Origin of the sequence: Psychrobacter sp. UBA3483 (assembly GCF_002377905.1) — a bacterium.
In the GTDB taxonomy this organism is placed as follows: Bacteria; Pseudomonadota; Gammaproteobacteria; order Pseudomonadales; family Moraxellaceae; genus Psychrobacter.
Genome location: NZ_DFQS01000043.1, coordinates 61,428 through 86,146, shown reverse-complemented (window position 1 = coordinate 86,146; position 24,719 = coordinate 61,428). Strand labels below are relative to the sequence as shown.

The 24,719-nt window shown below is 43.2% G+C and carries 21 protein-coding genes, 1 pseudogene and 1 other annotated feature; of the genes and pseudogenes, 6 read left to right on the top strand and 16 right to left on the bottom strand.

All coding sequences use genetic code 11. The features are described 5' to 3' along the window. The first annotated feature begins 179 nt into the window (after positions 1-179). Both B2866_RS07635 and B2866_RS07630 read left to right on the top strand, forming a co-directional pair. Positions 180-1,802: a DUF2254 domain-containing protein gene (locus B2866_RS07635; protein ID WP_409520852.1), complete on the top strand. Its 1,623-nt coding sequence runs from the start codon at positions 180-182 to the stop codon at positions 1,800-1,802. Positions 1,803-1,944: 142 nt separating this feature from the next. Next, the gene (locus B2866_RS07630) at positions 1,945-3,219 is read left to right on the top strand and encodes a cation:proton antiporter (protein ID WP_296192331.1); all 1,275 of its coding nucleotides are present in this window, start codon (positions 1,945-1,947) and stop codon (positions 3,217-3,219) included. Positions 3,220-3,337: 118 nt separating this feature from the next. Here the strand turns inward: B2866_RS07630 and B2866_RS07625 are convergent, their stop codons facing one another. From B2866_RS07625 to B2866_RS07615, 3 genes are all read right to left on the bottom strand, one after another. Beyond that, positions 3,338-3,895 (bottom strand): DUF2127 domain-containing protein, encoded by a 558-nt coding sequence (locus tag B2866_RS07625; protein WP_296192328.1) that lies wholly within the window; start codon positions 3,893-3,895, stop codon positions 3,338-3,340. Then, positions 3,888-5,069 carry a dihydroorotase gene (locus B2866_RS07620; RefSeq protein WP_296192325.1) on the bottom strand — a complete coding sequence of 394 codons (1,182 nt, stop codon included), beginning with the start codon at positions 5,067-5,069 and terminating at the stop codon, positions 3,888-3,890. Before B2866_RS07620 ends, B2866_RS07625 begins: the two co-directional genes overlap by 8 nt. 90 nt (positions 5,070-5,159) lie before the next feature. Next, a complete protein-coding gene (locus B2866_RS07615; protein ID WP_296192322.1) occupies positions 5,160-6,233 on the bottom strand; it encodes an aspartate carbamoyltransferase catalytic subunit in 1,074 nt (357 codons plus the stop codon). A gap of 421 nt (positions 6,234-6,654) precedes the next feature. Here B2866_RS07615 and B2866_RS07610 point away from each other — a divergent pair, with 421 nt between their 5' ends. Beyond that, the gene (locus B2866_RS07610) at positions 6,655-7,638 is read left to right on the top strand and encodes a class 1 fructose-bisphosphatase (protein WP_296192319.1); all 984 of its coding nucleotides are present in this window, start codon (positions 6,655-6,657) and stop codon (positions 7,636-7,638) included. 98 nt (positions 7,639-7,736) lie between these two features. Then, the gene (locus B2866_RS07605; RefSeq protein WP_296192316.1) at positions 7,737-8,531 is read left to right on the top strand and encodes a TrmH family RNA methyltransferase; all 795 of its coding nucleotides are present in this window, start codon (positions 7,737-7,739) and stop codon (positions 8,529-8,531) included. 332 nt (positions 8,532-8,863) lie between these two features. Here the strand turns inward: B2866_RS07605 and B2866_RS07600 are convergent, their stop codons facing one another. From B2866_RS07600 to B2866_RS07545, 12 genes and pseudogenes are all read right to left on the bottom strand, one after another. Then, positions 8,864-9,676: a 2OG-Fe(II) oxygenase gene (locus B2866_RS07600; protein ID WP_296192314.1), complete on the bottom strand. Its 813-nt coding sequence runs from the start codon at positions 9,674-9,676 to the stop codon at positions 8,864-8,866. Positions 9,677-9,820: 144 nt separating this feature from the next. Beyond that, positions 9,821-11,005 (bottom strand): annotated as a pseudogene (locus B2866_RS07595) (IS3 family transposase). Beyond that, positions 10,656-10,772: a sequence feature (AL1L pseudoknot), on the bottom strand. It overlaps the preceding pseudogene by 117 nt. Before the next feature lie 219 nt (positions 11,006-11,224). Further along, positions 11,225-12,157 carry an electron transfer flavoprotein subunit alpha/FixB family protein gene (locus tag B2866_RS07590; protein WP_296192312.1) on the bottom strand — a complete coding sequence of 311 codons (933 nt, stop codon included), beginning with the start codon at positions 12,155-12,157 and terminating at the stop codon, positions 11,225-11,227. Positions 12,158-12,304: 147 nt separating this feature from the next. Continuing rightward, a complete protein-coding gene (locus B2866_RS07585; RefSeq protein WP_296192309.1) occupies positions 12,305-13,054 on the bottom strand; it encodes an electron transfer flavoprotein subunit beta/FixA family protein in 750 nt (249 codons plus the stop codon). A gap of 506 nt (positions 13,055-13,560) precedes the next feature. After that, positions 13,561-13,833, bottom strand: a complete 273-nt coding sequence (locus tag B2866_RS07580) for a YetF domain-containing protein (protein ID WP_296192306.1) — start codon at positions 13,831-13,833, stop codon at positions 13,561-13,563. Next, on the bottom strand, positions 13,830-14,582 hold the full coding sequence (locus tag B2866_RS07575) for an IS5 family transposase (RefSeq protein WP_296192304.1): 753 nt from the start codon (positions 14,580-14,582) through the stop codon (positions 13,830-13,832). The genes B2866_RS07580 and B2866_RS07575 overlap by 4 nt, the downstream gene beginning before the upstream one ends. A 103-nt stretch (positions 14,583-14,685) precedes the next feature. Continuing rightward, positions 14,686-14,994: a DUF421 domain-containing protein gene (locus B2866_RS07570; protein ID WP_296192301.1), complete on the bottom strand. Its 309-nt coding sequence runs from the start codon at positions 14,992-14,994 to the stop codon at positions 14,686-14,688. A 292-nt stretch (positions 14,995-15,286) separates the two neighbouring features. Next, complete coding sequence (locus B2866_RS07565) at positions 15,287-15,499, bottom strand: cold-shock protein (RefSeq protein ID WP_068408416.1); 213 nt, start codon at positions 15,497-15,499, stop codon at positions 15,287-15,289. Between the two features lie 367 nt (positions 15,500-15,866). Further along, positions 15,867-16,292 (bottom strand): hypothetical protein, encoded by a 426-nt coding sequence (locus tag B2866_RS07560; RefSeq protein WP_068408418.1) that lies wholly within the window; start codon positions 16,290-16,292, stop codon positions 15,867-15,869. Positions 16,293-16,565: 273 nt separating this feature from the next. Next, positions 16,566-17,582, bottom strand: coding sequence for a ketol-acid reductoisomerase (gene ilvC, locus B2866_RS07555; RefSeq protein ID WP_068408420.1), 1,017 nt, complete (start codon positions 17,580-17,582; stop codon positions 16,566-16,568). A gap of 134 nt (positions 17,583-17,716) precedes the next feature. Further along, entirely contained in the window at positions 17,717-18,214 is a 498-nt protein-coding gene (gene ilvN / locus B2866_RS07550; RefSeq protein ID WP_068408422.1) for an acetolactate synthase small subunit, read from the bottom strand. Then, positions 18,214-19,926: an acetolactate synthase 3 large subunit gene (locus B2866_RS07545; protein WP_296192380.1), complete on the bottom strand. Its 1,713-nt coding sequence runs from the start codon at positions 19,924-19,926 to the stop codon at positions 18,214-18,216. The genes ilvN and B2866_RS07545 overlap by 1 nt, the downstream gene beginning before the upstream one ends. 961 nt (positions 19,927-20,887) lie before the next feature. Here B2866_RS07545 and B2866_RS07540 point away from each other — a divergent pair. Beyond that, positions 20,888-21,397, top strand: a complete 510-nt coding sequence (locus B2866_RS07540) for a DUF4124 domain-containing protein (protein ID WP_296192293.1) — start codon at positions 20,888-20,890, stop codon at positions 21,395-21,397. A gap of 78 nt (positions 21,398-21,475) precedes the next feature. Here the strand turns inward: B2866_RS07540 and B2866_RS07535 are convergent, their stop codons facing one another. Then, the gene (locus B2866_RS07535; RefSeq protein ID WP_296192290.1) at positions 21,476-23,260 is read right to left on the bottom strand and encodes an NAD(P)H-hydrate dehydratase; all 1,785 of its coding nucleotides are present in this window, start codon (positions 23,258-23,260) and stop codon (positions 21,476-21,478) included. Between the two features lie 194 nt (positions 23,261-23,454). Here B2866_RS07535 and queG point away from each other — a divergent pair, with 194 nt between their 5' ends. Beyond that, the gene (gene queG, locus B2866_RS07530; protein WP_296192287.1) at positions 23,455-24,711 is read left to right on the top strand and encodes a tRNA epoxyqueuosine(34) reductase QueG; all 1,257 of its coding nucleotides are present in this window, start codon (positions 23,455-23,457) and stop codon (positions 24,709-24,711) included. Positions 24,712-24,719 lie beyond the last annotated feature (8 nt).

The window sequence follows — 24,719 nt, the reverse complement described above, 5'->3', positions numbered from 1 at the left end:
GGTAATTCTCTTCAAGTCTCTTTAAGTCTCTTTAAGTCTCTTTAAGTCTCTTTATTCAGTGGTGCAACAGCACAGCTTCTATCAATAGCACTTGCTTGGTTTTTAGGTCATTTTTGGAGCGCATTATATTGGATAAACACCCTAAAAGTGGCTGGCTTAAGTCGCTATTACTCTCCCTGATGCACAGGTTAAAGCAATTTGCCCAGCTCTGGTCGCTACAGACGCTATTGGATTTACCCGATCGCCTAAAAAATCTGTGGCAGCAGCTGATTGGTTCTTATTGGTTTATTCCTAGCGCTTGTGTGTTAGCGGGTATTCTACTCGCGCCCATATTGGTCACGATTGATGAACATTTTGACCGCGAGACGGTTAGAGAGCTAAGTTTTGCTTTTACCGGCGATGATGAAGCTGCCCGCGCTATCATGACCACCATTGCCGGTGCCGTACTCGGTGTCGCGGGGACTACTTTTTCGATTACCATTGCCGTGTTATCAATGGCGTCTTCGCAATTTGGTCCTCGACTGCTGCGTAATTTTTTAACCGATACGCCCAATCAGTTTGTTTTAGGCGCGTTTATTGGCACCTTTAGCTATAGTTTATTGGTGTTAAAAGCGATTCATAAATACGATGTTGCCTTTGGTGTACCGCAATTGGCGGTGACCTTTGGCATTATCATGGCGATTATTTGCGCGTTATTATTGGTGTATTTTGTGCAGCATATGGTGCATGCGATTCAGGCATCGCATGTGATCGAAGGCGCCAGTAATGAGGCGATTAAAAATATTCACTACTGGTATAAAGACCGCTGTGATATCAAGCATCAACGTGACGTTGTGCATCAGGATGTCGAACAGTTTCACACTTGGTCTGCAACGCCAATTTATGCGCCAAGCTCAGGCTATTTGCAGCAAATCTACCTTAAATCATTGGTGACCTTGAGCCAAGATTATGCAGGCGTGGTGCAAATCAATGCCAATCTTGGTGATTTTGTCACTGATAGAAATATTATTGGCTATTTTTATCAGCGTCCAGCCAATCATTCAGACAATCGCCAGCAGACCAACACGCCAAAACTTGCTATCGTGCCGCGCAGGCCGGATAGCTTGTTTTGGCAACGCTTTGCTGGCTGTATCCGTATTGAGCAGCGCTTAAGCCATTCTAACGATATCGCTTATAGTTTGGGACAAATGACCGAAATTGCGGTACGCGCCCTCTCGCCGGGTATTAACGACCCAAAAACAGCGGTGAACTGCGTACAGTCTTTGACCAGCTGTCTTAGCATTATGATGCGTCGTCAGCCGCCAAGTCCCTATCATTTCCATATACCCAGTCCAGATAAGTCGACTTTCAATCAATCAACCTCAAAGCAACCTGCGCCAGATAAAGCGAACTCAGACAGCTACACTGTTGAAAATGTAAAAAATAAACCACGCGACGCCATATTAGCCGTCGTGACTCATACCCCTAAAATATCCGACTTTATCGATATATCGCTTGGCGAGATACGGCGTTACGCGACCGCAGACTTGATGGTGTTAAAGGCGCTTTGTCAGGCAATGGTAGACCTTAATTATGCCAAAGTTAATAATGCTCAGCAGCAAACGTTATTACATGAGCTGACATTGGTTGAACGTGCGGGACAAGACAATCTCAGCTATCAAGCCTTGGTCGATGACTTAAGCGCCATGTGTGAGCAAGCCAAGCAGTTTATTCTCAGCGACAATGCCCAGCATCAATACTTTGCTTATGTCTCTAAGTTTGATGCTCATATTCATCGAGCCCTACAAACGCAATCAAGATAATATCTAAAGTAGCTTTATTGCTAAAAATAAGTTTGTTATTCATAACTGGTAAGCCAGCACAAAAATAACTAAAATAAAACCCCATTACCCCTCCTAAGCCCTAAAATTGGGACGACTTTTTATCATTATTTGAGACCTTTTTATGGCTCCTACCAGCAGCTTGACCGTACTAGAAATCAGCGCTATTTTTTTATCGATTACTGCCTTACTGACTTATGTCAATCATCGATTTATTGGCCTGCCAACGACTATTGGCGTGATGGTCATCTCCATTTTATTATCTATCGGCGCGATATTTTTGGGCTTTTTAGGGTTTGATGAGCTGATTGATTATGAAGTGAGCTTATTGGAGCAACTTGATTTTACCGAGGTCTTATTGGACGGCATGCTGTCTATGTTGCTCTTTGCGGGCGCGCTCCACGTCAATATTGGCGATTTAAAACGTTATAAATTGCCGATTGGTATCCTTGCTTGTGTTGGTACTCTTGTATCGGCGCTACTGATTGCCGCTGCCCTTTATTTTATGCTGCCACTATTTGGTTTTGGGCTGCCTTTTTTATGGTGTTTATTATTTGGCGCTTTGATATCACCGACCGATCCAATCGCCGTGATGGGTATTTTGGCCTCGGCTGGCGCGCCAAAAAGTATTGAAACCGTCATTGCAGGTGAGTCATTATTTAATGATGGTATCGGCGTGGTTATTTTTGTCCTGCTGCTCGGCATTTTATCGAGCGGCGACATCCCAACGGCCAACTATGTTGCTCATACCTTAGCCGTTGAAGCTGGTGGCGGGATTATCTTTGGCTTAGTGCTCGGCGCAATTTTGTATTATATGCTCAAAAGCATCGACAGCTACCAAGAAGAGGTGTTATTAACGCTGGCGGGCGTCATAGGCGGCTATGCACTCGCCAGCCATTGGCATTTATCAGGGCCACTTGCGATGGTGATGATGGGCTTAATGGTAGGTAATCGTGGACGGGCACTGGCGATGAGTGATAAAACGCGCCATTATATTGATTTATTTTGGGAATTGATTGATGAGATTCTCAACGCCATTTTATTTGTCTTGATTGGTTTAGAGGTGGTGATGATTGCTTATTCGGGCAATTTATTTATCGCCGCTGGTTTGACCATTGTTATTGCCCTAGTTGCACGCTTTATCGTGGTTGGCATGACCACCAAAACCTTTCATCGTCAGCTTGATTTGCCAAAAGGGGCGTGGAAAGTACTGACATGGGGCGGATTACGTGGCGGGATTTCGGTTGCTCTGGTCTTGCAGCTGCCAGCAGGCAGCGAGCGCGATATTTTATTGGCGCTGACTTATGCGGTGGTGATATTCTCTATCTTGGTGCAAGGTTTGAGCGTCGGTAAAGTCGCCAAAAGTATTCGTACTGATGAAAAAGTCTCAGAAATATAGGCTTTAAAGAGTATTGATTTAGTCGTTTTAATAAAATAAAAGCCAGTATAAGTATCATCGCTTATACTGGCTTTTTTAGGTCTATTGAATCCGTTTATTGGTTTGTATAACAGCCTAGCTATATCAAACCTTTGCGCTTCATATTGCGATAAACCACGATCACAATAATAATGTTTGATAGCAAGATGGCAAGTTTAAACCAGTCAAATGGGCTAGCAAACAAATAATAAAGCTCAATAGGAATAAATATCCCATAGCCCAATACTCCAAACCAATATGCCCAAGTTTTATCTTGCCACAAACCATAAGCTTCAAGAAAGCGCAAACTGGCATAAGCAAAAATGAGCAATAAAAATACTGGCCAATTTTTGCTTGCCTGCTGCGCTATGCGTACCGCACTATCAACTTGTGGTGCTAGTAGTTGCCCAAAGACTTGCTGCCAAGACGCAGTCGCTGTCGTTAGCCAATGCTCAAGGTCACTATGCCAGGACCATAAAGCCCCCGCCCCTAATAGCGCACCAACGCCTTTGACCACCTCATAGATTGCCACCGCTTTGATCGATTCGCTAGAGGTACTAGCGCCACTGCGCGGTGTATGCGGCTGACTGGTTAAATCTTGGTTATTATCCTTCGAGGATGGTAGCAGACTGTCATCCTGTCTGGGCAAATTAGGCAAAGAAAGTCTCCACCACACGGCCTTGCAACTGCTCATTAAAGAATGGTGTGTTTTTCCCATTTGATAGCATGGATTCTGTGGTTACTTGCCATTCTAGATTAGGATCGACCAATACCGCGCCGCCGATACTTTCATACTGCTCACTAATACCCGCAATTTTTGCTGGGTTCAGACAGATTTTATCGACCAACTGTTCTAAAGTTAATACTTCATCACGTACCAACTGACACGCCAGCGCCATAAAGGTATCAAAGTTTGAGATACCGGGCGTACTCTCAGCAAATGGTGCTTTTTTAGCGGTACTATTTAATGGCTCATGATGGCTGCAAATCGCATCAATGGTGCCATCTTTTAGCCCGCGGCGAATGGCTTGCTGATCGGTATTACTACGCAGCGGTGGTAGCACATAAGCTTGGGCATTAAAGCCTTTTAGATTATCATCGGTTAAGTACAGCTGATGCATCGCTACATCACAAGTCACCGGCAGACCTTTGTCTTTCGCCCAGCGCATCAGCTCAATCGAAGACTTACAAGATAACTGGCTAAAATGTGCTGCAATACCCGTTTCTTCCACCATCAATAACTGTGTTGATAAGGCGACGGTTTCAGCAATCCAAGGAATCCCTTGCAGACCATGATATGAGGCAATATAACCTTCATGTGCCACGCCATCACCAGACAAACTTGGCTCATCAGGATAAAAGAATACTTTCATGCCAAAAGTCGCCGCATACTCCAAAGTACGTAGTAACACCAAGTCATTACGAAAAGGTCGACGCGCATTAGAGACTGCGATACAGCCGCCTTTTTTCAGACCGGCAATATTTGATGGTCGCTCGCCTTCTAAGCCTGCGGTCAACGCCCCTAAAACATGCAAATAAATACCACCATCACTCAGCGCCCGCTCACGCAAACCTTTTAATAGCGAGCCATTTTCTAAAATGGGGTTGGTATCGGGTGGAATCACCACATGCAAAAAGCCATTGCCACGGGCCGCACGCCCTTCTGACTCTAACGTACCGTGTTGTTGTTGCCCCGGTTCGCGTAAGCGGGCGCATAAATCAACCAAGGGCGGCAGTAGCCACATTTCGCGCTCTGACTCAAGAGAAGCCAGCTTATCGGTTACTGTGTTTGGTAGCCCGTCTTTAAATGCTTTTGGAAGTAAGTCGTGCATATGAATATCTGAATTCGTAATGTGAACCATGAGCGTTATTACCGTATCAATAAAATGGGATAAATAAATATAAAACAGTGCAGCAGAGGATTATTGACTCGCCGCTTGATGCGCGCGCTGACCTTCCATTGCCAGTGACAATACTGCCATGCGAATCGCAATGCCATTATTTACCTGCTTTAAAATAACAGACTGGTCACCATCGGCAACGCTTGAGGCAATCTCAACCCCGCGATTCATCGGCCCAGGATGCATCACCAACGCATCGGGTTTAGCCAGTGCTAGGCGTTCAGGCGTAATACCATAGTGTTTATAATACTCACTCGACGACGCCAGCAGCGGCGAGCCGATACGCTCATTTTGTATTCTTAATCCTATAATGACATCACAGCCGGTGACGCATTCGTTCATATCTTCATAAACTTGCACGCCAAAACGCTCAATACCTTTGGGTAACAAAGTGCGCGGCGCACAGACACGAATATCTTTAACACCCAAGGTTTGCAGCGCACTGATATCAGAGCGTGCGACCCGCGAATGCTTAATATCACCGACGATAGCTACAGACAACTCTTCAAACGGCCTCGGTGCTTCACGGTGAATGGTCAGCATATCTAGCATGCCTTGCGTCGGATGAGCATGCCAGCCATCACCGCCGTTGATAATAGCAATATCAGGCGTCACTTCGGTTGCCATAAAATGCGCCGCGCCTGACGCTGAATGCCGTACCACAAAAATATCCGCTGTCATCGCTTGTAGATTCCACAGGGTATCGCGTAAGCTCTCGCCTTTTTTGGTACTAGAGCGCTCAATATCGATATTGAGCACATTGGCACCGAGACGCTTTTCAGCGACTTCAAAAGTGGTGCGCGTGCGCGTTGACGGTTCAAAAAACAAATTCATCACCGTATAGCCTTCAAGCTCAGGGCGATTAATCAGTTGCCCATTATCATCAAAAAATGTCTCGGCTTTGGCAATAATCGCCTGCAATTGCACTTTACTTAAACCCTCTACCCCTAAAAAATGGCGAATACTGCCATCGTTATTAAGCTGCGGACGACTGAGCGAGGCGTTGAGCTTTTGATGGATGGTCTCAGGATCAAACTTGGCATAATCAGTCGGCGAAACGGTTGGTGTTGAGCGACTATCGATAGAATTTGACATAATGGCACATCTTTATTGTTAGGTTATATGAGGTGATTATCATTATTTAGGCGTTTTACGCTCGTTAAGCACACAGACAAGGACATTTTGGCGCTTATTTGCTACAATTTAGCGCAATGACAAACAACCTTAAAAGATAGCTTTTGGCGTCTTAGTGAGCAATGGCTCTAGACATATAGCAAACCTTATCAAAAGCCACTTATTAACACCATAAATAAATAATCATAGCGCTAGTGTAGCTGATTTTGTGGTCAGGACAAAGACGCCTTGCTGGGTATTTAAAAATTTGCCAAATTTAGGCAAATTAAAGGTGACCTAACCGTCTCTCAAACCTCTATTTAATTTTTATTCTCATTGGTCTTATTTTTAAAAGTATTTATTTTAATACTATCTATTTTAACCGCCTTTATCAGGAAACCTTATGACAACCTTAGCAAATTATCTAAACGCTCACGCCAGTAACCCGGCACTTAATGACGTAATTACCACTGTGACTGATGTTGGTAAAACCATCTCGCAGTTATTAAGAAAAGGGGCGTTAGCAGATATCTTAGGCGAAGCAGGTAATCAAAATGTCCAAGGTGAAGAGCAGAAAAAACTCGACGTCTTAGCTAACGATTTATTATTAGAGGCGTTGGCAAACAACGCGCATTGTGCAGGTGTTGCCTCAGAAGAGCTCGACGATGCTACCCCTGCCAACGCTGATGGTAGTTTATTGGTATTGTTCGATCCGCTTGATGGCTCATCAAATATCGATATTAATATGGCCGTCGGTACCATCTTCTCTATCCTACCGTACCAACGCCAAGGTCAAATCAGTGCAAATAGCGATTTTTTACAAGCGGGTAATCAACAGCTAGCCGCCGGTTATTTGCTATATGGCACCTCTACGGTACTGGCATTAACCATCGCTGATAATGTCGTGATGTTTAGCCTAGACCCTGATAGCAATGACTATGTACTGATAGAAGAGGATGTTCAGATTGATGCGGATACTAGTGAATACGCTATCAACGCTTCAAACTATCGCTACTGGCAAGCGCCTATGCAGCATTATATCGACGAGCTCATCGCTGGCAAGACTGGCGTACGCGGCCGTGACTTTAACACGCGTTGGGTGGCGGCGATGGTCGGCGATGTGCATCGAATTTTATGTCGTGGCGGTTTATTCACCTATCCATTTGACACTAAAGATGCCAATAAAGCCGGCAAGTTACGCTTGATGTATGAAGCCAATCCGATGAGCTTATTGATTGAGCGCGCAGGCGGTGCTGCTACTGACGCGGTGCAGCGTATCTTGGATATAGAACCAACGGATATTCATCAACGTGTTCCTGTGGTACTTGGTAGTAAAAACGAAGTCGCTTACGTTAAAAATTTACATTTAAAACATGCTGATAAATAAATCATTTGTACCCAATTTGATAATCATCAGCGTACAGCGATATGAAAAATCGACTTTACGCTGATGATTCAAACTCTTTATATTTTAAGCGATCCATTATGGTAGCAAATCCCACCGAGCTGATTACCTCAGATAAAAATACGACTGTTAAACTTATCAAAGGGCTATTGACGCAAGCGCGCCAGCGTAAGAAACAAGGGCAAACCGTCATTGAAGGCGTGCACCTTATCGATGCCGCTCTGCGTAGCGATTACCCATTTGTGCAGATATTACTGTCTGAATCGGCGCACCAGCATCCTGAAGTTCAGCAGCTTTTGACGCGCCTGTCGACTTATACGCCTATTTTGACTTTAGCAGATAGCCTGTACGAAGGTATTCGTAGCTTAGGGACTGGCATTGATATCATGGCGCTGATTAACATTCCAGCGCCTAGCCTTAAACCCATCAATGATGACTGCTTGATTCTTAATGACGTCCAAGACAGCGGCAATGTCGGTACGCTACTGCGCACGGCGGCGGCGGTTGGCATTAAAAATATACTTTGTACCAGTGCAACAGCGCAAGCATGGTCACCCAAGACGCTTAGAGCAGGTATGGGCGCGCAGTTTGCCCTCAGCATTTATGAAGGGTTAAGTGTGCAAGATATTTTGGATTTTGTACAAACGCCGCTATTTGCCACCAGCTCACATACCGATACGGTCATTTATCAACATGATTTAAGAAAGCCAATCGCTTGGATTATGGGGCATGAAGGCCAAGGTGTGTGCGACGAGCTAATGCAATGCGCTACCCCTATCGCCCTGCCGCAACCTAACGGACAAGAAAGTCTGAATGTCGCCATTGCAGGCTCATTGTGCTTGTATGAGACGTTGCGTCAGAGAAGTTATGTTTAGAATCTAAAGTTTTAAAAGGATTGAGTGGAAAAATAACTGAATATAAATGAAACCTACTCAGTTATTTTTCATTTTAAAACTTCTAGAGATAGTTATCGTAGAGTTCATTTAAAACTGATATATAGCGACTGGGATGGATTTTTCGCAGCCTCTATGTTAGCAGCAAGCAAGGAAAATTATACCAGTCGCACGTCATCCTGAAGATATCGATTTCATTTTGAACTGACGATATAATATCTGTAGGATTATATATAATAACGTTCGATATCTCTTCAGTATATAAATCTATTTTTAGAAAAACTTTTTAAATTTTCATTGTTATCTTATCGCAGCTAACTAACATAAGCGTTAGTCCTCAACCATTTAGTTGCCAAATACTTAGTTCCTTTAATAACAGGCATACCAGCATGTAGACTCAAAGGTTCTACACTTCCATCAAACTTAGTATTACTAAAGTAGAGTGCTGTGCCTTTTTTAGGACGCACTTCCAGATTAATTTTAGGGAAACATGTACCACCCCCTGACTCGACATCTGATAGGTACATTAATAAAGTACCCACACGTTGACCGCCTTTTCCCGTAATTTCCTTATGATTAGGATGATTAGGATCGAAAAAATCAAAGTGCGGACGATACTCTGCCCCTTTCTCATAATGTAGCACCTGTAGACCTTCACCACGAATTACTGGCCAATGTAACAAGGCTTCTATTCTTTTCTCAATTTTCGTTATTAAATCTGTCGCACCTCTTTGAAAACCACAACTCGTACTAGTTCGTGCATCATGGTCTGCAAAACTACCATCAATAGGGCTAACAACTCTAGAATTTTTTAGCTTCCCCTCGCTACTTTTTATTAATTGATCACATTCTTTATTACTCAAGAAGCTATCTATAACTGCTACGAAAGGTGGGTAGAAAGTTGATGTCAACTTCACAGTTCTGTCTGGTAGTTCTATTGAGTTATTACTGACATCGATATAAGGTATATTTATAACTTCAGAATGCTGAGACATAAGCTCATATGCTGCGTTATAGAAACCTCTTTCAAAAAGCGTGTTTATTATATTGTTGAAAGGTACACCACGATTAATATTCTCTACAATCCATTTTTGCCAACTCGGTTCTAGCTGTAATATCGCGTTCATACTCACTCCTTTTCATTTTGCCTATAAAGAAATCGCACACCTAATATAACAGTATCTCATAATCATCTATTTAATCAAACATTCATGAAACAACTGAATTAAAAAATTTGGTGTTGAACCGTCCCGACTATATCGGAGAGTGTTTTACTTGAATGAGGCAGCAATGCCTGACAGGATTAAATTATCATAATACCGCTTTTCAAAATCAAAAGGTGACACATAACCAATGGTGCTATGCAGTCGTGTTTTATTGAACCGATCTACCCACTCAAGGGTTGCCAGTTCAACATCTTTAATGCCATTCCAGCTCTCTTTCAAATAATGAATCACCTCAGACTTATATAGGCCATTGACCTTTTCAGCCAATGCGTTGTCATAAAAGTAGCCTGTTGTACCAACACAAGCAATCACGCCAGAGTCCTTCATCTTATCGGTATAGCGAATGGATAAGTACCGAACCCCTCGATCACTGTGATGAATCACATTTTGGGATTGTCTCTATCTGCTATTGCTTGATTCAATGCCGCCATCACTATATCAGTGTTCATACGATCGGATACTTTCCAGTCCACAATAGCGCAAGCAAACCATCAATAATAAAAGCGGTATATACCCAGCCACCCAGTGTCTTAATATAGATAAAGTCCGCCACCCAGAGCTGGTTAGGGCGATGAGCGCTAAAGTTACGATTAACCAAGTCATCAGCACGCTTTTGATCATCACGGCTGTGAGTTGTTATTTTACCTTTACCGCACCAAACGCCTTGTAGGCCATGCTGGCTCATTAAACGCTCTATGGTGCAACGAGCAACCTTTAACCCATCAGCTTTTATCTGTTGCCAGACTTTACGAACACCGTAACGGCACTTGCTGCCTTGCCAGATGCGTTTAATCTCACTGATATAATAATCGTCATGCTGACTGCGTAGTGAACGCTTGTGTGGATCGTCGCTTAAGACTTGAGCACGATAATAGGTTGACGGGGCAATCGGTAGTACTCTAAAAATTGGCTCGACCCCATCATCGTTTTTATGGTCATCAATGAAATGAACCATCACTTGGGTGGACGGTCGAGCTCCGCCTGGGCGAAAAAAGCCGCTGCCTTGCGTATAATTTCATTGGCTTGCTTGAGCTCTTTATTCTCGCGTTCAAGCGCTTTGATGCGTTCTTTGTCAATTTGCGCTTGCACTGAGACAGGAATAGGTTGATCGATGTGTTTTTTATGCCAAGATCGCAAGGTTTCAGGCGTACAGCCAATCTTAGGGACAATAGCTTGGATGTGGATGGCTGACCATGTGGAGGGATAGTCGCTCGATGCTTCAATCAGCATGCGAACGGCGCGTTATTTAATCTCAGGAGTATAGTTTCGTGTTTTCATTGTCGTATTCTCTCAGAATATTAAGTCTCCGACAATCACGGGGCGGTTCACCCTTAGTTTAAAGTCGATGTCATACTTCATAAAATAACCCCCATAAGTTGTGTCCAACTTATGGGGGTCAGTTCAAATAGCGGGTCTTTTTTGCTTCATTACTTATGCAAGAGGTAACAATTAAATCTTGCTAGTCAGCTCAGGCAATGCTTCAAATAAATCGGCTTCTAAGAAGTAATCAGCAACGCTAGCGATTGGTGATTCTGGGTCATTGTTGATAGCAACGATCACTTTAGAGTCTTTCATACCCGCTAAATGCTGAATCGCGCCTGAAATACCCGCTGCGATATAGAGGTCTGGTGCAACGATTTTACCTGTTTGACCAACTTGCATATCGTTTGGTACGTAGCCTGCGTCAACCGCAGCACGTGATGCGCCAACCGCCGCGCCAAGCTTATCAGCTAGTGGCTCGATATATTTAGTGAAGTTCTCACCATTTGCTAATGCACGACCACCAGAAACCACGATGCTTGCAGAAGTCAATTCAGGACGGTCAGATTTTGCCATCTCTTCATTGACGAAGCTTGCTTTACCAGTCTCTTGTACGTTATCGAGTGTCTCAACAGACGCTGAGCCGCCTTCGCTTGCAACAGGATCAAAAGCCGTTGTACGGACAGTCAGTACCACTTTGTCTTCTGAAGTTTTAACCGTTGCCGTGGCGTTACCTGCATAGATAGGACGCTCAAAGGTGTTTGCGTCTACGACCGCAGAGATTTCTGACAACATGCTCACGTCAAGTAAAGCGGCGACACGTGGCATAAAGTTTTTACCAGTAGTAGTAGCAGCAGCGACGATATGGCTATAATCACCAGCGATGTCAGCAACCAATAGAGCAATGTTGCCTGCCAATTGATGCTCATAAGCGGCGTTATCGGCTAGTAGTACTTTAGTGACGCCTTCAGCTTTAGCGGCTGCATCAGCGGCTGCTTGCGCACCGCTACCAGCGACCAATACATGGACGTCATCGCCTATTTGCTTAGCAGCAGCGATGGTGTTCAAAGTTGCCTTTTTTAGACTGGCATTGTCATGTTCTGCATATACCAAAATTGCCATTGTTTTTATCCTTTATTTATTCGTATCATCTATTCATGCGGTTGTTTGTGTACAAAATAATTTATCAAATCAGCTTAAATATGAAACCTTTTAGATAGCATATTTTGCACAAGATATGCCGTAGCAAAATATTGAAAGACTTACGTCTTAGATAACTTTTGCTTCATTTTTTAGCTTATCGACCAACTCGTCAACTGAACCTACCTTGATACCCGCTTTACGCTCAGAAGGTGGCACGACTTTGATAATTTCTTGCTTAGAAGTCATGTCGACACCGAAATCAGCAGGCGTCTTTTCATCAAGTGGCTTTTTCTTCGCTTTCATGATGTTAGGCAATTTCGCATAACGTGGCTCATTTAAGCGTAAGTCAGTGGTGATGACCGCTGGTAGATCAAGTGCTAGGGTTTGCAAACCACCGTCGATTTCACGCGTGACGTTTACTTTGCTCCCTTCAACTTTTACTTCTGACGCAAAAGTACCCTGACCGATACCCATCAATGCTGCTAGCATCTGACCAGTTTGGTTATTGTCGTCATCAATGGCTTGTTTGCCCAATAAGATAATATCCGTAGACTCAGATTCAGCGATACTCTTAAGTATTTTAGCAACTTGTAATGGATAAGGTTTTTCATCAGATACGACCAAAATCCCACGGTCAGCACCCAAGGCTAAAGCTGCACGAATCTGTTCTTGTGATTCTTTTGGACCAATTGAGGCGACGATGACTTCATCAATCACGCCCGCTTCTTTTAGACGAACAGCTTCTTCAACGGCGATCTCATCAAAAGGGTTGATTGACATTTTGGTGTTAGATAAATCTACGCCCGAATTATCAGCTTTTACACGAACTTTTACGTTGTAATCAATGACACGCTTGACCGCTACTAATGCTTTCATACGTTCCTCGTTTATTAATGTTATGAATTAAAAATTACCAATTAAGAACCAAAGGTTCATTTTCTTCAAACTGTAGTACAAATTGTCGTTCAAAATACTACTAAAGGTTTTTACCACATTAACATAGATTTAAAAATAAATATGTATAAGCCGCCCACCCAAGATATCGCGGCATCATATTTATTATTCGCTAGTCGTGATTTATTATTGGTATTTACTCGTCTAAGTATTTACCAATAATAAAAGTATACCAGTAAACGCTTAAATCCTGCTAAAGCTAAGCCAACCGTTATTATCAGACCCGTCTATCTTGCGTGAGCACAGGACTAAGGTCAAGACAACGCCGTGAATAATGCGTCATAAATTTGTCACCATTGTTGCAAAAACGGTCTATAAGTGCCTAAATAGAAAGTTATTTGACGTAAAAACGCTCACGCTCTCGATATTTACGACATTAACAAGCTTCTAATGAGTGATTATTTTTTATGACTTGCTCTTCTGACTTGTTATTGTCTAAGTGGGTTATCAGATTTGTTAGAATTAGTCAACAAATGGCTGTCGCGAATGTCGTCAAACAGCGACCAGTCGGGCGCGGTATTATCCTGCTTAATGACACTCATATCGCCGGTCGTTTCCATAATAACGGCGAATACTTCGCTCTTTGATTTCAATCCATTCTTACGCAATACTTCTTGCACGTCACTTTTGGTCAGGTTGGCCTCTTTTAAATTATCGCAAAAATACTCTCCATGCGCCATTAGGGTGTGTTGAACATTCATAATTTGAGCCAGATATAAGCACAAGCAAGAGCGACTGTATTTTCATAACTCTGCTTGAGCTTATCAAATCTGGTGGCAACCGCCCTATACTGTTTTAGTTTGGCGAAAGTATTTTCTACTAAGTGTCGAGCTTTATACAAGTCCCAGTCCATATGGTCGTTAGAAGACTTAGTGTTTCGTTTTCGAGGGATGTTATCCCGTGTCCCGGCTTGTTCAATATGCGCTCGTAGTGCATCAGAATCATAGCCTTTATCCGCACATAAAACCTCTGTATTGCTCAAATTAACTTTGTCTACTAAGTCAGGTGCGACTTTAACATCATGGGTCGTGCCATCTGACAAGATAAAGGTAATCGGATTGCCATGTGCATCTACTGCCAAGTGAACCTTGGTCGCGCGTCCTGCCACACTTTTACTAATAAATTGTAGGTTCTCATTGCCACCACTGCTGTGCTGATGCGCCTTGATATGAGTACCATCAATGAAGACCCACTCAAGATCTGCGTCTTTGATTAATAAAGCAAACAGCGTAATCAGCTTGTTACTCTTAAACCAGCGCTGGTAAGCTTTATAGATGGTATTAGGCTTGCCAAAATACTCGGGTAAGTCGCGCCAAGGACAGCCAACACGCATGCGATAAAGCACGCCTTCAACCGTTTGTCTAAGATTTCCTTTGTCATAGATATTAAGTTCTAGTAATATAGGTTTCAGTCTTGTCCAGTGTTCATCTTTGAGCATAGTGCGAGGCATAGCGAACGATATCTTTTTTGTGTGAGAACTTAAAGATTAAACGTTCGCTATTTTTTTTGCCATTAATTTGTCGCCAATGTTCAACACGCCCTAATATGATTGCTTAATTATCAATGATCGATTTTAGAGGCTTAAATTTACGCCTAATAAGAGATATAGACCCTTGAATAAGAAACAACACCGCAACCGCGACTAAGCCTTGCGACAAAGACGGGCTGTCAGATAAGATGGTTGACGCCAGTATGCTACCGATAGCGACGGTCATGGCAAAATCATAGCTCGAAAGCTTGGAAAAACTGCGTAGCCCCATCAACCGCGTAAACACAATGAGTCCCAAGTATAATCCAAGCGCCGATAGTGAAATACCGAGCACTTGCTGCCATTCAATCGCAAACCATTTTTCCCACTGCATACCCTTGCCTTTTTTTATTGGTTTAATGCATGAAAATCTTCTTAAAATAATAGCGCATCAAAATAACAGCATTATTATCTAATAATGCATAATAGTTGTGGGTCTAATTGTACCCACTTAAGCTATTTTCTTAGAAAAATATCATAAAAAAAGCAACCTGATGAATGGTTGCTTTTTTTTAAAGTCTAAACAGTATTTTTATTGTTTTAACAAACAAAGGAATCAATACCTATCGATCATCTTTATGGTATCAAGCTGGCTGATAAATCAGTTTACTCAATAATCACTAAGATTAGATAGCTTCGATTTGCTCAGCTTGTGGGCCTTTTTTGCCATCACCTAAGATGAAAGACACTTTTTGGCCTTCGGCTAGAGTTTTGAAACCGTTACCTTGGATAGCGCTGTAGTGAGCGAATACGTCTTGTCCGCCATTGTCTTGAGCGATAAAACCAAAACCTTTAGCTTCATTAAACCACTTTACAGTGCCTTCAACTTTCTCTGACATAAATTTTCCTAACTCTTTAACTGTTGGCGAGACGTGTGTCATCACCGATTAATTGATATATACTCAAGTATTTTTTGCTAAGCGCATCGGCTTAAACCCTTGATTTATCTAGAAGATAATCCTCAAGCTCTTGCCTAAAACCCTATGAGTACAAGCTGATTATAGCAGCTTTTCTAAACTGCAACAGGTTAAATTATTTTTTTTTGTAAAAAATCGCGGCCTTCTGTCAGCTTTATCATTAAATAAAGATTTATTATTTAAATCTTTGATTTTAATGAGGTTTTAGATAACGTAACTTAATATGACCGATTAACCCTGCTGTTAATAACAGCCTACCCAAAAACATAATCATAGCGCTAAAACATGGTTATGCAGGTAGCGGTAACCAAGGCGATAATAAAACCAGCAGACATAAGGCAAAAAATATCAAAGAAAACGACTGACTATAGGCAATATATTTAGCTGGCACCACCAAATCCTTTGGCGAATCTGGTATGCCTTTGCGTTTGAGCAGACGCGTGCCATATATCCAGCCGTAGATAGTATAGATGCTATAAGCGACTGGCACGGCAATGGCCAACGGCGCCAAATCAATGACGTACAACGCCAGAGTAGACACAAAGAACCAAGCGGTATCCAGCAAAGAGCTGATGCGAAAGAACTTGGATTGCGGCAGCTTACCTTGGTTGCGCTTGAGCATCTCGCCTTCTATCCAAATCAATACTGCTACCACAGCACTCAGAGTAATGTAGATAAATTGCGGCGTTAGCCAGTTAGGACTTGGTATTTGCACAACAGACAACCTGTAATCAAGAAAGAATAAGAATAAAAAATCAAGCGCTCAGATCATTCTTTAGCGTTTGGTTTTAGTATTTTTTAAATAAAATAAGCAAGTCTGCTTATATGAGGCAATAATAATGAGTTTTCAACCAGTAGCAAGCGATTACGGTGGCAACTTTCTCTAGATTATTGAATTGCTAGCCATTAAAAAACCCATGCTATCAAGTGATAACACGGGTTTTGATTTCTAAATGAGCGATTAATTATCTAATCGCTCACTAGCCAATTAGTTTTTGTCTTTATCGATGATTTTGTTGCCACCGATCCAAGGCATCATGCCACGCAATTTCGCACCAGTCACTTCGATTTGGTGCTCAGCGTTGTTACGACGACGGGCAGTCATTGAAGGATAGTTGGTTGCGCCTTCACTGATGAACATTTTTGCGTATTCGCCAGATTGGATGCGTTTTAGCGCATTGCGCATGGCTTCACGTGATTGCTCATTGATAACTTCAGGACCAGTCACATATTCGCCGTATTCAGCGTTGTTACTGATTGAGTAGTTCATATCAGCGATACCGCCTTCATACATGAGGTCAACGATAAGCTTTAGCTCATGTAAGCACTCAAAGTAAGCCATTTCAGGAGCGTAGCCTGCTTCTGTTAGGGTTTCAAAGCCCATTTTTACTAGCTCAACCGCGCCGCCACAAAGTACCGCTTGCTCACCAAATAAGTCAGTTTCAGTTTCATCTTTAAAGGTCGTTTCAATAATACCTGAACGACCACCACCAACACCTGCAGCATAAGACAAGGCTAACTGTTTAGCTTGACCTGATGCATCTTGATAGATAGCGATTAAATCTGGGATACCGCCGCCTTTGGTAAATTCTGAGCGTACAGTATGGCCTGGTGCTTTAGGCGCAACCATAATAACGTCAAGGTCGCTACGTGGCTCAACTTGGTTGTAATGAATGGCAAAACCATGAGCGAAAGCAAGCGTTGCACCTTCTTTGATGTTTGGCTCAATCACATCGCTATAAAGCTGTTTTTGGAACTCATCAGGGGTCAAAATCATCACGACGTCAGCCGCTTTTACCGCTTCTTCTACTTCTGCAACTTTTAAACCCGCGTTTTCCGCTTTTTTCCATGAGCTAGAGTTGGCGCGTAGACCAACGGTTACATCGACGTCTGAGTCTTGTAAATTCAACGCGTGTGCATGGCCTTGTGAACCGTAACCAATAATAGCAACTTTTTTGCCTTGGATGATTGATAGATCACAGTCTTTGTCATAATAAACGTTCATAAATAGAGTCCTTTTCCTAAAACATGGCTGGCCATGGATAATAAGCGCTCCTGCTCTAACCGAAACTCTAAAGTGTTGGCTAAAATGAGCGCGCTGTTGATAATAAATTAAGGTTTTTAATAACGATTATAAAATTATAAGCTTAGGGTTTTTTCGCCGCGTGCAATGCCAATCACACCCGAACGCACCACTTCCATAATACGCTCGCGACCAATCACATCGATAAAACCGTCAAGCTTGGCTTTATCACCAACGATTTGAATGGTGTATAGGTTAGAATTGACATCAACGATTTGAGCGCGGAAAATATCAGCACTGCGTTTAATCTCTTCACGTACGCCGCCCGACGCTCGTACTTTAATAAGCATCAGCTCGCGCTCAACGTGCACGTTGTCTGTTAGATTGAGCACTTTAACCACTTCAATCAATTTATGCAATTGCTTGGTGATTTGCTCGATTCTTTCAGGCGAAGTAATGGTGGTAACCGTCAGACGCGAGATACTTGGATCATCAGTAGGGGCGACGTTTAGCGTCTCGATGTTATAGCCGCGTTGGGAGAACAAGCCGACTAACCGCGACAACGAACCCGCTTCGTTTTCCATCAATACCGAAATCAGATGTTGTTGTTGCATTAGGTACGCTCCCCTTTTGTTAACCACATATCACGCATCGCTTGCCCAGCGACTTGCATCGGATAAACATGCTCATTACGATCGACATAAACGTCGATAAATACCAATTTATCGGTCATGGCCATGGCTTCAGCCAATTGTGCCTCCATGGTCGCAGGATCGGTAATCTTAATACCCACATGACCATAGCTTTCGGCCAATTTGACAAAGTCTGGTAGTGAGTTCATATAAGACTGCGCATGTCGACCTTCATACAGCATGTCTTGCCACTGCTTTACCATGCCCAGCTGCGCATTGTTTAGGTTCAAAATCTTGACTGGCAAATTATATTGTAAGCAGGTTGATAGCTCTTGAATATTCATCTGAATAGAGCCTTCACCGGTAATGCACACCACGTCACGCTCAGGATTGGCAAGTTTTGCCGCCATAGCATAAGGCAAGCCCACACCCATGGTGCCCAAACCGCCGGAGTTCAACCATTGACCAGGCTCATTATAAGTATAGTAAAGGGCCGCAAACATCTGATGCTGACCGACGTCACTGGTGATAATGGCGTTACTATTGGTCACTTTATCTAAAGCCTGCACCACCGCTTGGGGCTTAATGCCATTATCAGTATTGGTGTCATAACGTAGCCCATGACGCTTACGCCATTCATTAATCTGTGACCACCAATCTAACAAGGCATGCTGCTCAAGCTCTTTATCATCACCAATGATTTCTAACATATCGGTCAAGACTGCTTTAACATCGCCGACGATTGGAATATGGGCATTAATAGTTTTTGAAATGGATGCCGGATCGATATCGATATGAATAATCGTCGCATTCGGACAGAATTTTTTGACATTGTTGGTCACCCGGTCATCAAAACGTGCACCGATTGCCAAGATGACATCAGCGTGATGCATACTCATATTGGCTTCATAGGTGCCATGCATCCCAAGCATGCCTAGGAACTGACTATCAGAACCTGGGAAAGTACCCAAACCCATTAAGGTATTGGTAACTGGTAAGTTTAAGCGATGCGCAAGCTCCCTCAGCTCTTTGCTCGCTTTACTCCAAATGACCCCGCCGCCTGCATAAATAACAGGACGCTGCGCCGACAATAAAGTTTCAACGGCCTTTTTAATTTGACCGCTATGACCTTTTAGTGAGGGCTGATACGAGCGTATAAACACGTCTTTTGGATAAGCGTAAGCAAATTTTTCACTTGGCGCTGTCATATCTTTTGGTACGTCAATAACTACCGGACCCGGGCGTCCAGACTGAGCGATATGAAAGGCTTTTTTGACAATCATAGGGATTTCGCTAGCGTGGCGCACTTGGAAGCTATGCTTGACGATAGGACGTGATACACCGACCATATCGGTTTCTTGGAAGGCATCTTCACCGATTAGGCTACTAGGTACCTGACCTGAAATAACCACCATCGGCACCGAATCCATAAAGGCGGTGGCGATTGCCGTCACGGTATTGGTCGCACCTGGACCTGAGGTCGCGAGCACCACACCTGTCTGACCGGTCACGCGTGAATAAGCATCTGCCATGTGGCCGGCTGCTTGTTCATGACGCACTAAAATGTGCTCAATATTTTCTTGTTGAAACAAGGCATCATAGATATGTAGAACGGCGCCGCCTGGATAGCCAAAAATATATTTGACCCCTTCATCGGTCAATGCTTGCACCAACATCTCAGCGCCAGATAGCATCACGGGCTGCTCGCTACCCTCTGCAAGGCGTTGTTGCTTTTCTTCAAAATTTTTGGCGGCATTACCCGTTTGGGTATGTCCAGTCATATTCGGACTTTGCGTGGTTTGCGTCACTGTCATCACCTTTTTTTGTGGTAAGAATGGTCGCTCATTTATAAAAGAAAACACCGTTTTTACAAGGTTATTGGTCTTATAAAGAAGACTTGGGATTCTTATCCATATCAAGAATGTGTGCCTACTATATTCAAGTAACACTGTTATATAGAACAGCATGGCCCTCAAACACAGCAATATATGTAGGGTCAGCTTTGTGGCAGGATTTTATCGACAGACAGTGACAAGATGCGAATGCACCTATAAAAGAGGCTTATTATTTTGAGAATACCAAGTTACGACAGTGATAAATAAAGGGAGGCAGGATATAAAACGACTCTCAATAATATTGACACGCTATAGGATCGCTAAATCTTATAACTTATTTAATGAGTTGTTGTTAAAACTATCCATTGCGCCCTATTGTTTATTACAGCCAAATCTTACGAACCACAGTAATAATAAGTTTATCTTAGTCATTGTAGACAGATAAGTCCGCAGACAATAAATATAGCTTTGAATACGCATTAGGATAATGGCATTTTATTCCATATCATTGTCACAAAGAAAATAAAACTGAGCAAGCTACTGATAAGCAACCCGTAGTCCTTATTTTCAAGTGCCACGGCAATTTTATAAAAGCCGCTCACTGACCAATCAACTGCTATTATATTCGATGGTTTGGGCACCTTTGTCAAGAAAAACTTCTAAACCCTATCCCTAACTATTAGTTATTAAATAATGTACATTTATAAGTATTATTTGCTAAAATCAAACGCTAGTGTATTTATATTGTTATCAAGACGGTTAAATATTATCCTTAGCTGATAAATACGTCCGTTTCTTACCTATTAAGAGGATTGTCACTATGGCAATTGTTACCATGGCATCTGCGTCTCGTGTGAACACCGCTACCAAACTGCTTCTAAGTATCAGCACGGCGTGTATGCTCATGCTGCCAATCAATGCCAGTCATGCCATTCAGGTTTATAAATCTATCGGCGCGCATGGCGAGGTGAAGTACAGCCAACACGCCCCGCAAAATGGTAGAAATATTGAAGTGATAGAGTTTCGTAGTGATGGCAGACAAAGTAACGCCGGACAATTGGCAGGGAAAACTGAAGCCAATCAGGCGGCTCCGCAAAGCGCTGAAGAACAGCGCGTGGCTCAGCTAGAGGCGCGCATTAAAGAACAAGAAGCACAAGCCAATGCTCAGCGTTGCCAATCATTGCGTAATAATCTGACCAATCTAAATGTTGGTGGACGTATCTATGAGATGGATGCCAATGGTAAACGTCAATATTTAGATGGCCGTGAAATTGAGCTAAAACGCGAGCGTGTACAGCAAGCCATCAATCAATATTGTAATGGTACCTAAACTCGGTCTTCATATACCTTTGAATAATACCATCACTGCTCTATTCAACGTTAGTCATTGATACTGATAACTGATGATTCAGTTAGTTATCAGGTGCATAATATGGCGGATAGCAACGGGCATATCCTGTGCTTGCAAGCCTCGTTGGCCGATCAATAATGAGCAACAATTATAAGTAGGGCTAAGACTTTCTAAATTTTCTGCCTGCCCCGCTAAGCAGTCACCTGCCATTCCATGAAGCAGAACCGCTTGGTGCAAACTACGCGCTTCTTCGGTTAAATCCTTTTGCGCTAGCAGACCTGCAATGACGCCTGATAACACATCGCCCATGCCAGCGCTTGCCATCCCGGCATTACCGACGCCACAAACGTAAATCTGTCTTTCCTCAGCCTTTTGCTCTAGCACTAACGACCCTGCACCTTTTAGCACCCAATCGCCGCCATAGATTTTGGCGCACCGTTTTATCATGGCTAGCCTATCCTCTTCTACTTCATTGACCTCTTTATTCAACAATCTTGCCGCTTCACCACTATGCGGTGTTAGGCAAACTCGATGTTCGCTACTATACGCTTTTAGCTGTGTAACCAGTTTATGCTGCTCTGCCTGCAATGTTGCTAAATGATATAAACCATCCGCATCAATCACTATTGGTTTGCTATTTTCTATCGCCGTTTGGATATAATTTATAAACAACGCTTTTGCTTTGTCATCACGGCCAAGTCCCATGCCGATAGCAATAACACTGGCTTCTTGGATGAGGTTTTTTACGCCATCTGTATCGTGTAAATTGGTGGTCATCGCATCAGGCAATGAAGTTAATAGGGCGCCGTGAAATGCTTCATGACAAGCGACGGTGATTTTACCCGCACCTGTCGCCATTGTACTTGAAGCCGAGAGGATAGCGGCACCGCCCATGCCCTGCGAGCCATCAACGCGATTACCGCCAATCACCAATACATGCCCGTAACTGCCTTTATAGCTGTTTTGTCGGCGTGGATTCAGTGCATGCGCGGTTGTCAGGAGTTTGGCCTCCGGCTTAAACTCTTTACTAGCCATTTGATAAGGTATGAGCGGGATATCAATTACCTCACCGCTATAATCCATACCATCGTTGGTATGCAAACCAAATTTGCGCGCAATCAAACATAATGTCGCATCAGCGTTTACCGCTACTTGGTCGAATACTTGCCCGGTAGAGGCAACTAAGCCACTGGCCAAATCAACCGCAACCACTAAAGCGCCATCATGCTGCGCGGCATCGTTAAGGGTACAAATTGCTTGCTTATAAATACCATCAGGCGCGCGATCTAAACCTATACCAAATAACGCATCGATATACACGTCTGCTTGTAGCGGCTTACCTGCGTTTTCCTTGTCATTAGAGCTGCTCATATCTTCAAAGCGTAGATAATCACAGTTAGCAGATAGCGCTACTTGTAGGGCTTGGCTGGCATCAGATAAAGAAGCTTCTTTGTTAGATGGCTGCGTTGTCTCAACTATCGCAAAATCTTGTTTATCAAAACCAACCGTGATGATTTGTACTTGCCAGCTCATTTGCTGCAAATAATAAGCAATCAGCCAACCATCACCGCCGTTATTACCCTTCCCGACCCAAATATTCGCTCGAGGCGAACACTTAATGCGATTATGAGTGTTAGTAAGCACTGAGGAATAAGAATTAAGCATTTTTTGCTCATAAAGCACCACAATATAATGTGCCATCTGCCATGCAGCCTGCTGCATTAATCCAAAACTATCATGACCTGCGCCAAACCATGCCTGCTCCATAGCATAAATCTGCTGACTACTATACAAAGCTACTGGTATGGTCGTTTTTGTGGATACATCGTTTGCTACTGGCATGGTTCATCCTCGCTTATTTTTATTTACTGGTTTTATTATTTTAATCATAAGGTAATGTATGGGTGGTATCAGCTCTATCAAATTTTACGAGAGCTTACAGCTTGGTATAAATACAGATTTATTGGTTTTGCTACTTGCGCTCGTCGCTCACTGGCTTATCATACTGCTATTCACATTATCATTTATCGCGCATTATGAATAGCAAAGCTCAACCTAAACAATTTCAATCAACACAGCCAGACGCACAGACCTCAGATGCTCACAATTTGGCAGCGCAGGCGTCTGCGCCTATTCATGCAGGGCAAGCAAGAATTGCCGTTCATAATGCCTCAAGCTTTGCTACACCAGCAGAGGTTAAACTATGGATTAAAGCCCAAGCGCAAGCCCTAGGATTTGCTGACTGTGGCTTTTTATCGGTGCATCATCCTTTATTTATCGAGCAAACAGAACATTTAAAACAATGGCTGGCAAAAGGGTATGAGGGGCAATTGCAGTTTATGCATCATAACCATCATCTGCGGGCGCAACCTGCGCTATTGGTAGAAGGCGCAAAAACCATCATCAGCGTGCGTATGGATTATTTAACCCAAACTCCCACGCCGCGCGCAGTCACTGATAACGCTTATCCCAATCAAGGTATCATCGCCCGTTATGCTAGGGGCCGCGATTATCATAAAACGATGCGCAGTCGCTTAAAGCAATTGGCATTAAAAATCGAAAACATGCTACCTGAATGGCAGCATCTTAATATTGGCTCAGAGCAGGACTTTATTTTTCGCCCCTTTAGCGATTCTGCGCCTATCTTTGAACGTCCTATTGCCGATGCGGCGGGTCTTGGTTGGACGGGCAAACATACCCTGCTCATAAACAAGCAAGCTGGTTCATTTTTTGTCCTCGGCGAGCTATTTATGAGCCTTGAGCTACCCGATGACGAACCTGTCAAGGAGCATTGCGGCAGTTGCAGCGCTTGTATCGACGTCTGCCCTACTCAGGCGATTATCGCGCCCTATGAGCTTAACGCTTCTGCTTGTATTTCTTACCTTACCATCGAGCACGACGGCATTATAGATAGCAAATATCGCCGCGCTATTGGTAATCGCATCTTTGGTTGTGACGACTGTCAGCTCATTTGCCCGTGGAATCGCTACGCAAATATCACGCCAGTAGAAGATTTTGCCCCAAGACACAATCTTGATAACAGCAGTTTGCTTGAGCTATGGCAATGGCAAGAAGCAGAGTTTATGAAAAAGACCGAAGGCAGTCCGCTTAGACGCACCGGTTACGTGAATTTTTTACGCAATATTGCCATTGGCCTTGGTAATGCAGAGGGTAATGCACAAATAATCACCCAACTGCAAGCAAAATTGGGTGTTCATAATGCAATGCTGGACGAACATATTAATTGGGCCATCAAAGAACAACAGGAAAAACTAGAAAGCTTAAAGCCATAAATTCTATG

What these genes read in the sequence shown, in the direction of transcription:
- B2866_RS07635 (WP_409520852.1), top strand. Translation starts at nt 180, where the DNA reads ATGCACAGGTTAAAGCAATTTGCCCAGCTCTGGTCGCTACAGACGCTA.
- B2866_RS07630 (WP_296192331.1), top strand. Translation starts at nt 1,945, where the DNA reads ATGGCTCCTACCAGCAGCTTGACCGTACTAGAAATCAGCGCTATTTTT.
- B2866_RS07620 (WP_296192325.1), bottom strand. Translation starts at nt 5,069, where the DNA reads ATGCACGACTTACTTCCAAAAGCATTTAAAGACGGGCTACCAAACACA.
- B2866_RS07615 (WP_296192322.1), bottom strand. Translation starts at nt 6,233, where the DNA reads ATGTCAAATTCTATCGATAGTCGCTCAACACCAACCGTTTCGCCGACT.
- B2866_RS07610 (WP_296192319.1), top strand. Translation starts at nt 6,655, where the DNA reads ATGACAACCTTAGCAAATTATCTAAACGCTCACGCCAGTAACCCGGCA.
- B2866_RS07605 (WP_296192316.1), top strand. Translation starts at nt 7,737, where the DNA reads ATGGTAGCAAATCCCACCGAGCTGATTACCTCAGATAAAAATACGACT.
- B2866_RS07600 (WP_296192314.1), bottom strand. Translation starts at nt 9,676, where the DNA reads ATGAACGCGATATTACAGCTAGAACCGAGTTGGCAAAAATGGATTGTA.
- B2866_RS07590 (WP_296192312.1), bottom strand. Translation starts at nt 12,157, where the DNA reads ATGGCAATTTTGGTATATGCAGAACATGACAATGCCAGTCTAAAAAAG.
- B2866_RS07585 (WP_296192309.1), bottom strand. Translation starts at nt 13,054, where the DNA reads ATGAAAGCATTAGTAGCGGTCAAGCGTGTCATTGATTACAACGTAAAA.
- B2866_RS07580 (WP_296192306.1), bottom strand. Translation starts at nt 13,833, where the DNA reads ATGAATGTTCAACACACCCTAATGGCGCATGGAGAGTATTTTTGCGAT.
- B2866_RS07575 (WP_296192304.1), bottom strand. Translation starts at nt 14,582, where the DNA reads ATGCCTCGCACTATGCTCAAAGATGAACACTGGACAAGACTGAAACCT.
- B2866_RS07570 (WP_296192301.1), bottom strand. Translation starts at nt 14,994, where the DNA reads ATGCAGTGGGAAAAATGGTTTGCGATTGAATGGCAGCAAGTGCTCGGT.
- B2866_RS07565 (WP_068408416.1), bottom strand. Translation starts at nt 15,499, where the DNA reads ATGTCAGAGAAAGTTGAAGGCACTGTAAAGTGGTTTAATGAAGCTAAA.
- ilvC (WP_068408420.1), bottom strand. Translation starts at nt 17,582, where the DNA reads ATGAACGTTTATTATGACAAAGACTGTGATCTATCAATCATCCAAGGC.
- ilvN (WP_068408422.1), bottom strand. Translation starts at nt 18,214, where the DNA reads ATGCAACAACAACATCTGATTTCGGTATTGATGGAAAACGAAGCGGGT.
- B2866_RS07545 (WP_296192380.1), bottom strand. Translation starts at nt 19,926, where the DNA reads ATGCTATCTGGCGCTGAGATGTTGGTGCAAGCATTGACCGATGAAGGG.
- B2866_RS07540 (WP_296192293.1), top strand. Translation starts at nt 20,888, where the DNA reads ATGGCAATTGTTACCATGGCATCTGCGTCTCGTGTGAACACCGCTACC.
- B2866_RS07535 (WP_296192290.1), bottom strand. Translation starts at nt 23,260, where the DNA reads ATGCCAGTAGCAAACGATGTATCCACAAAAACGACCATACCAGTAGCT.
- queG (WP_296192287.1), top strand. Translation starts at nt 23,455, where the DNA reads ATGAATAGCAAAGCTCAACCTAAACAATTTCAATCAACACAGCCAGAC.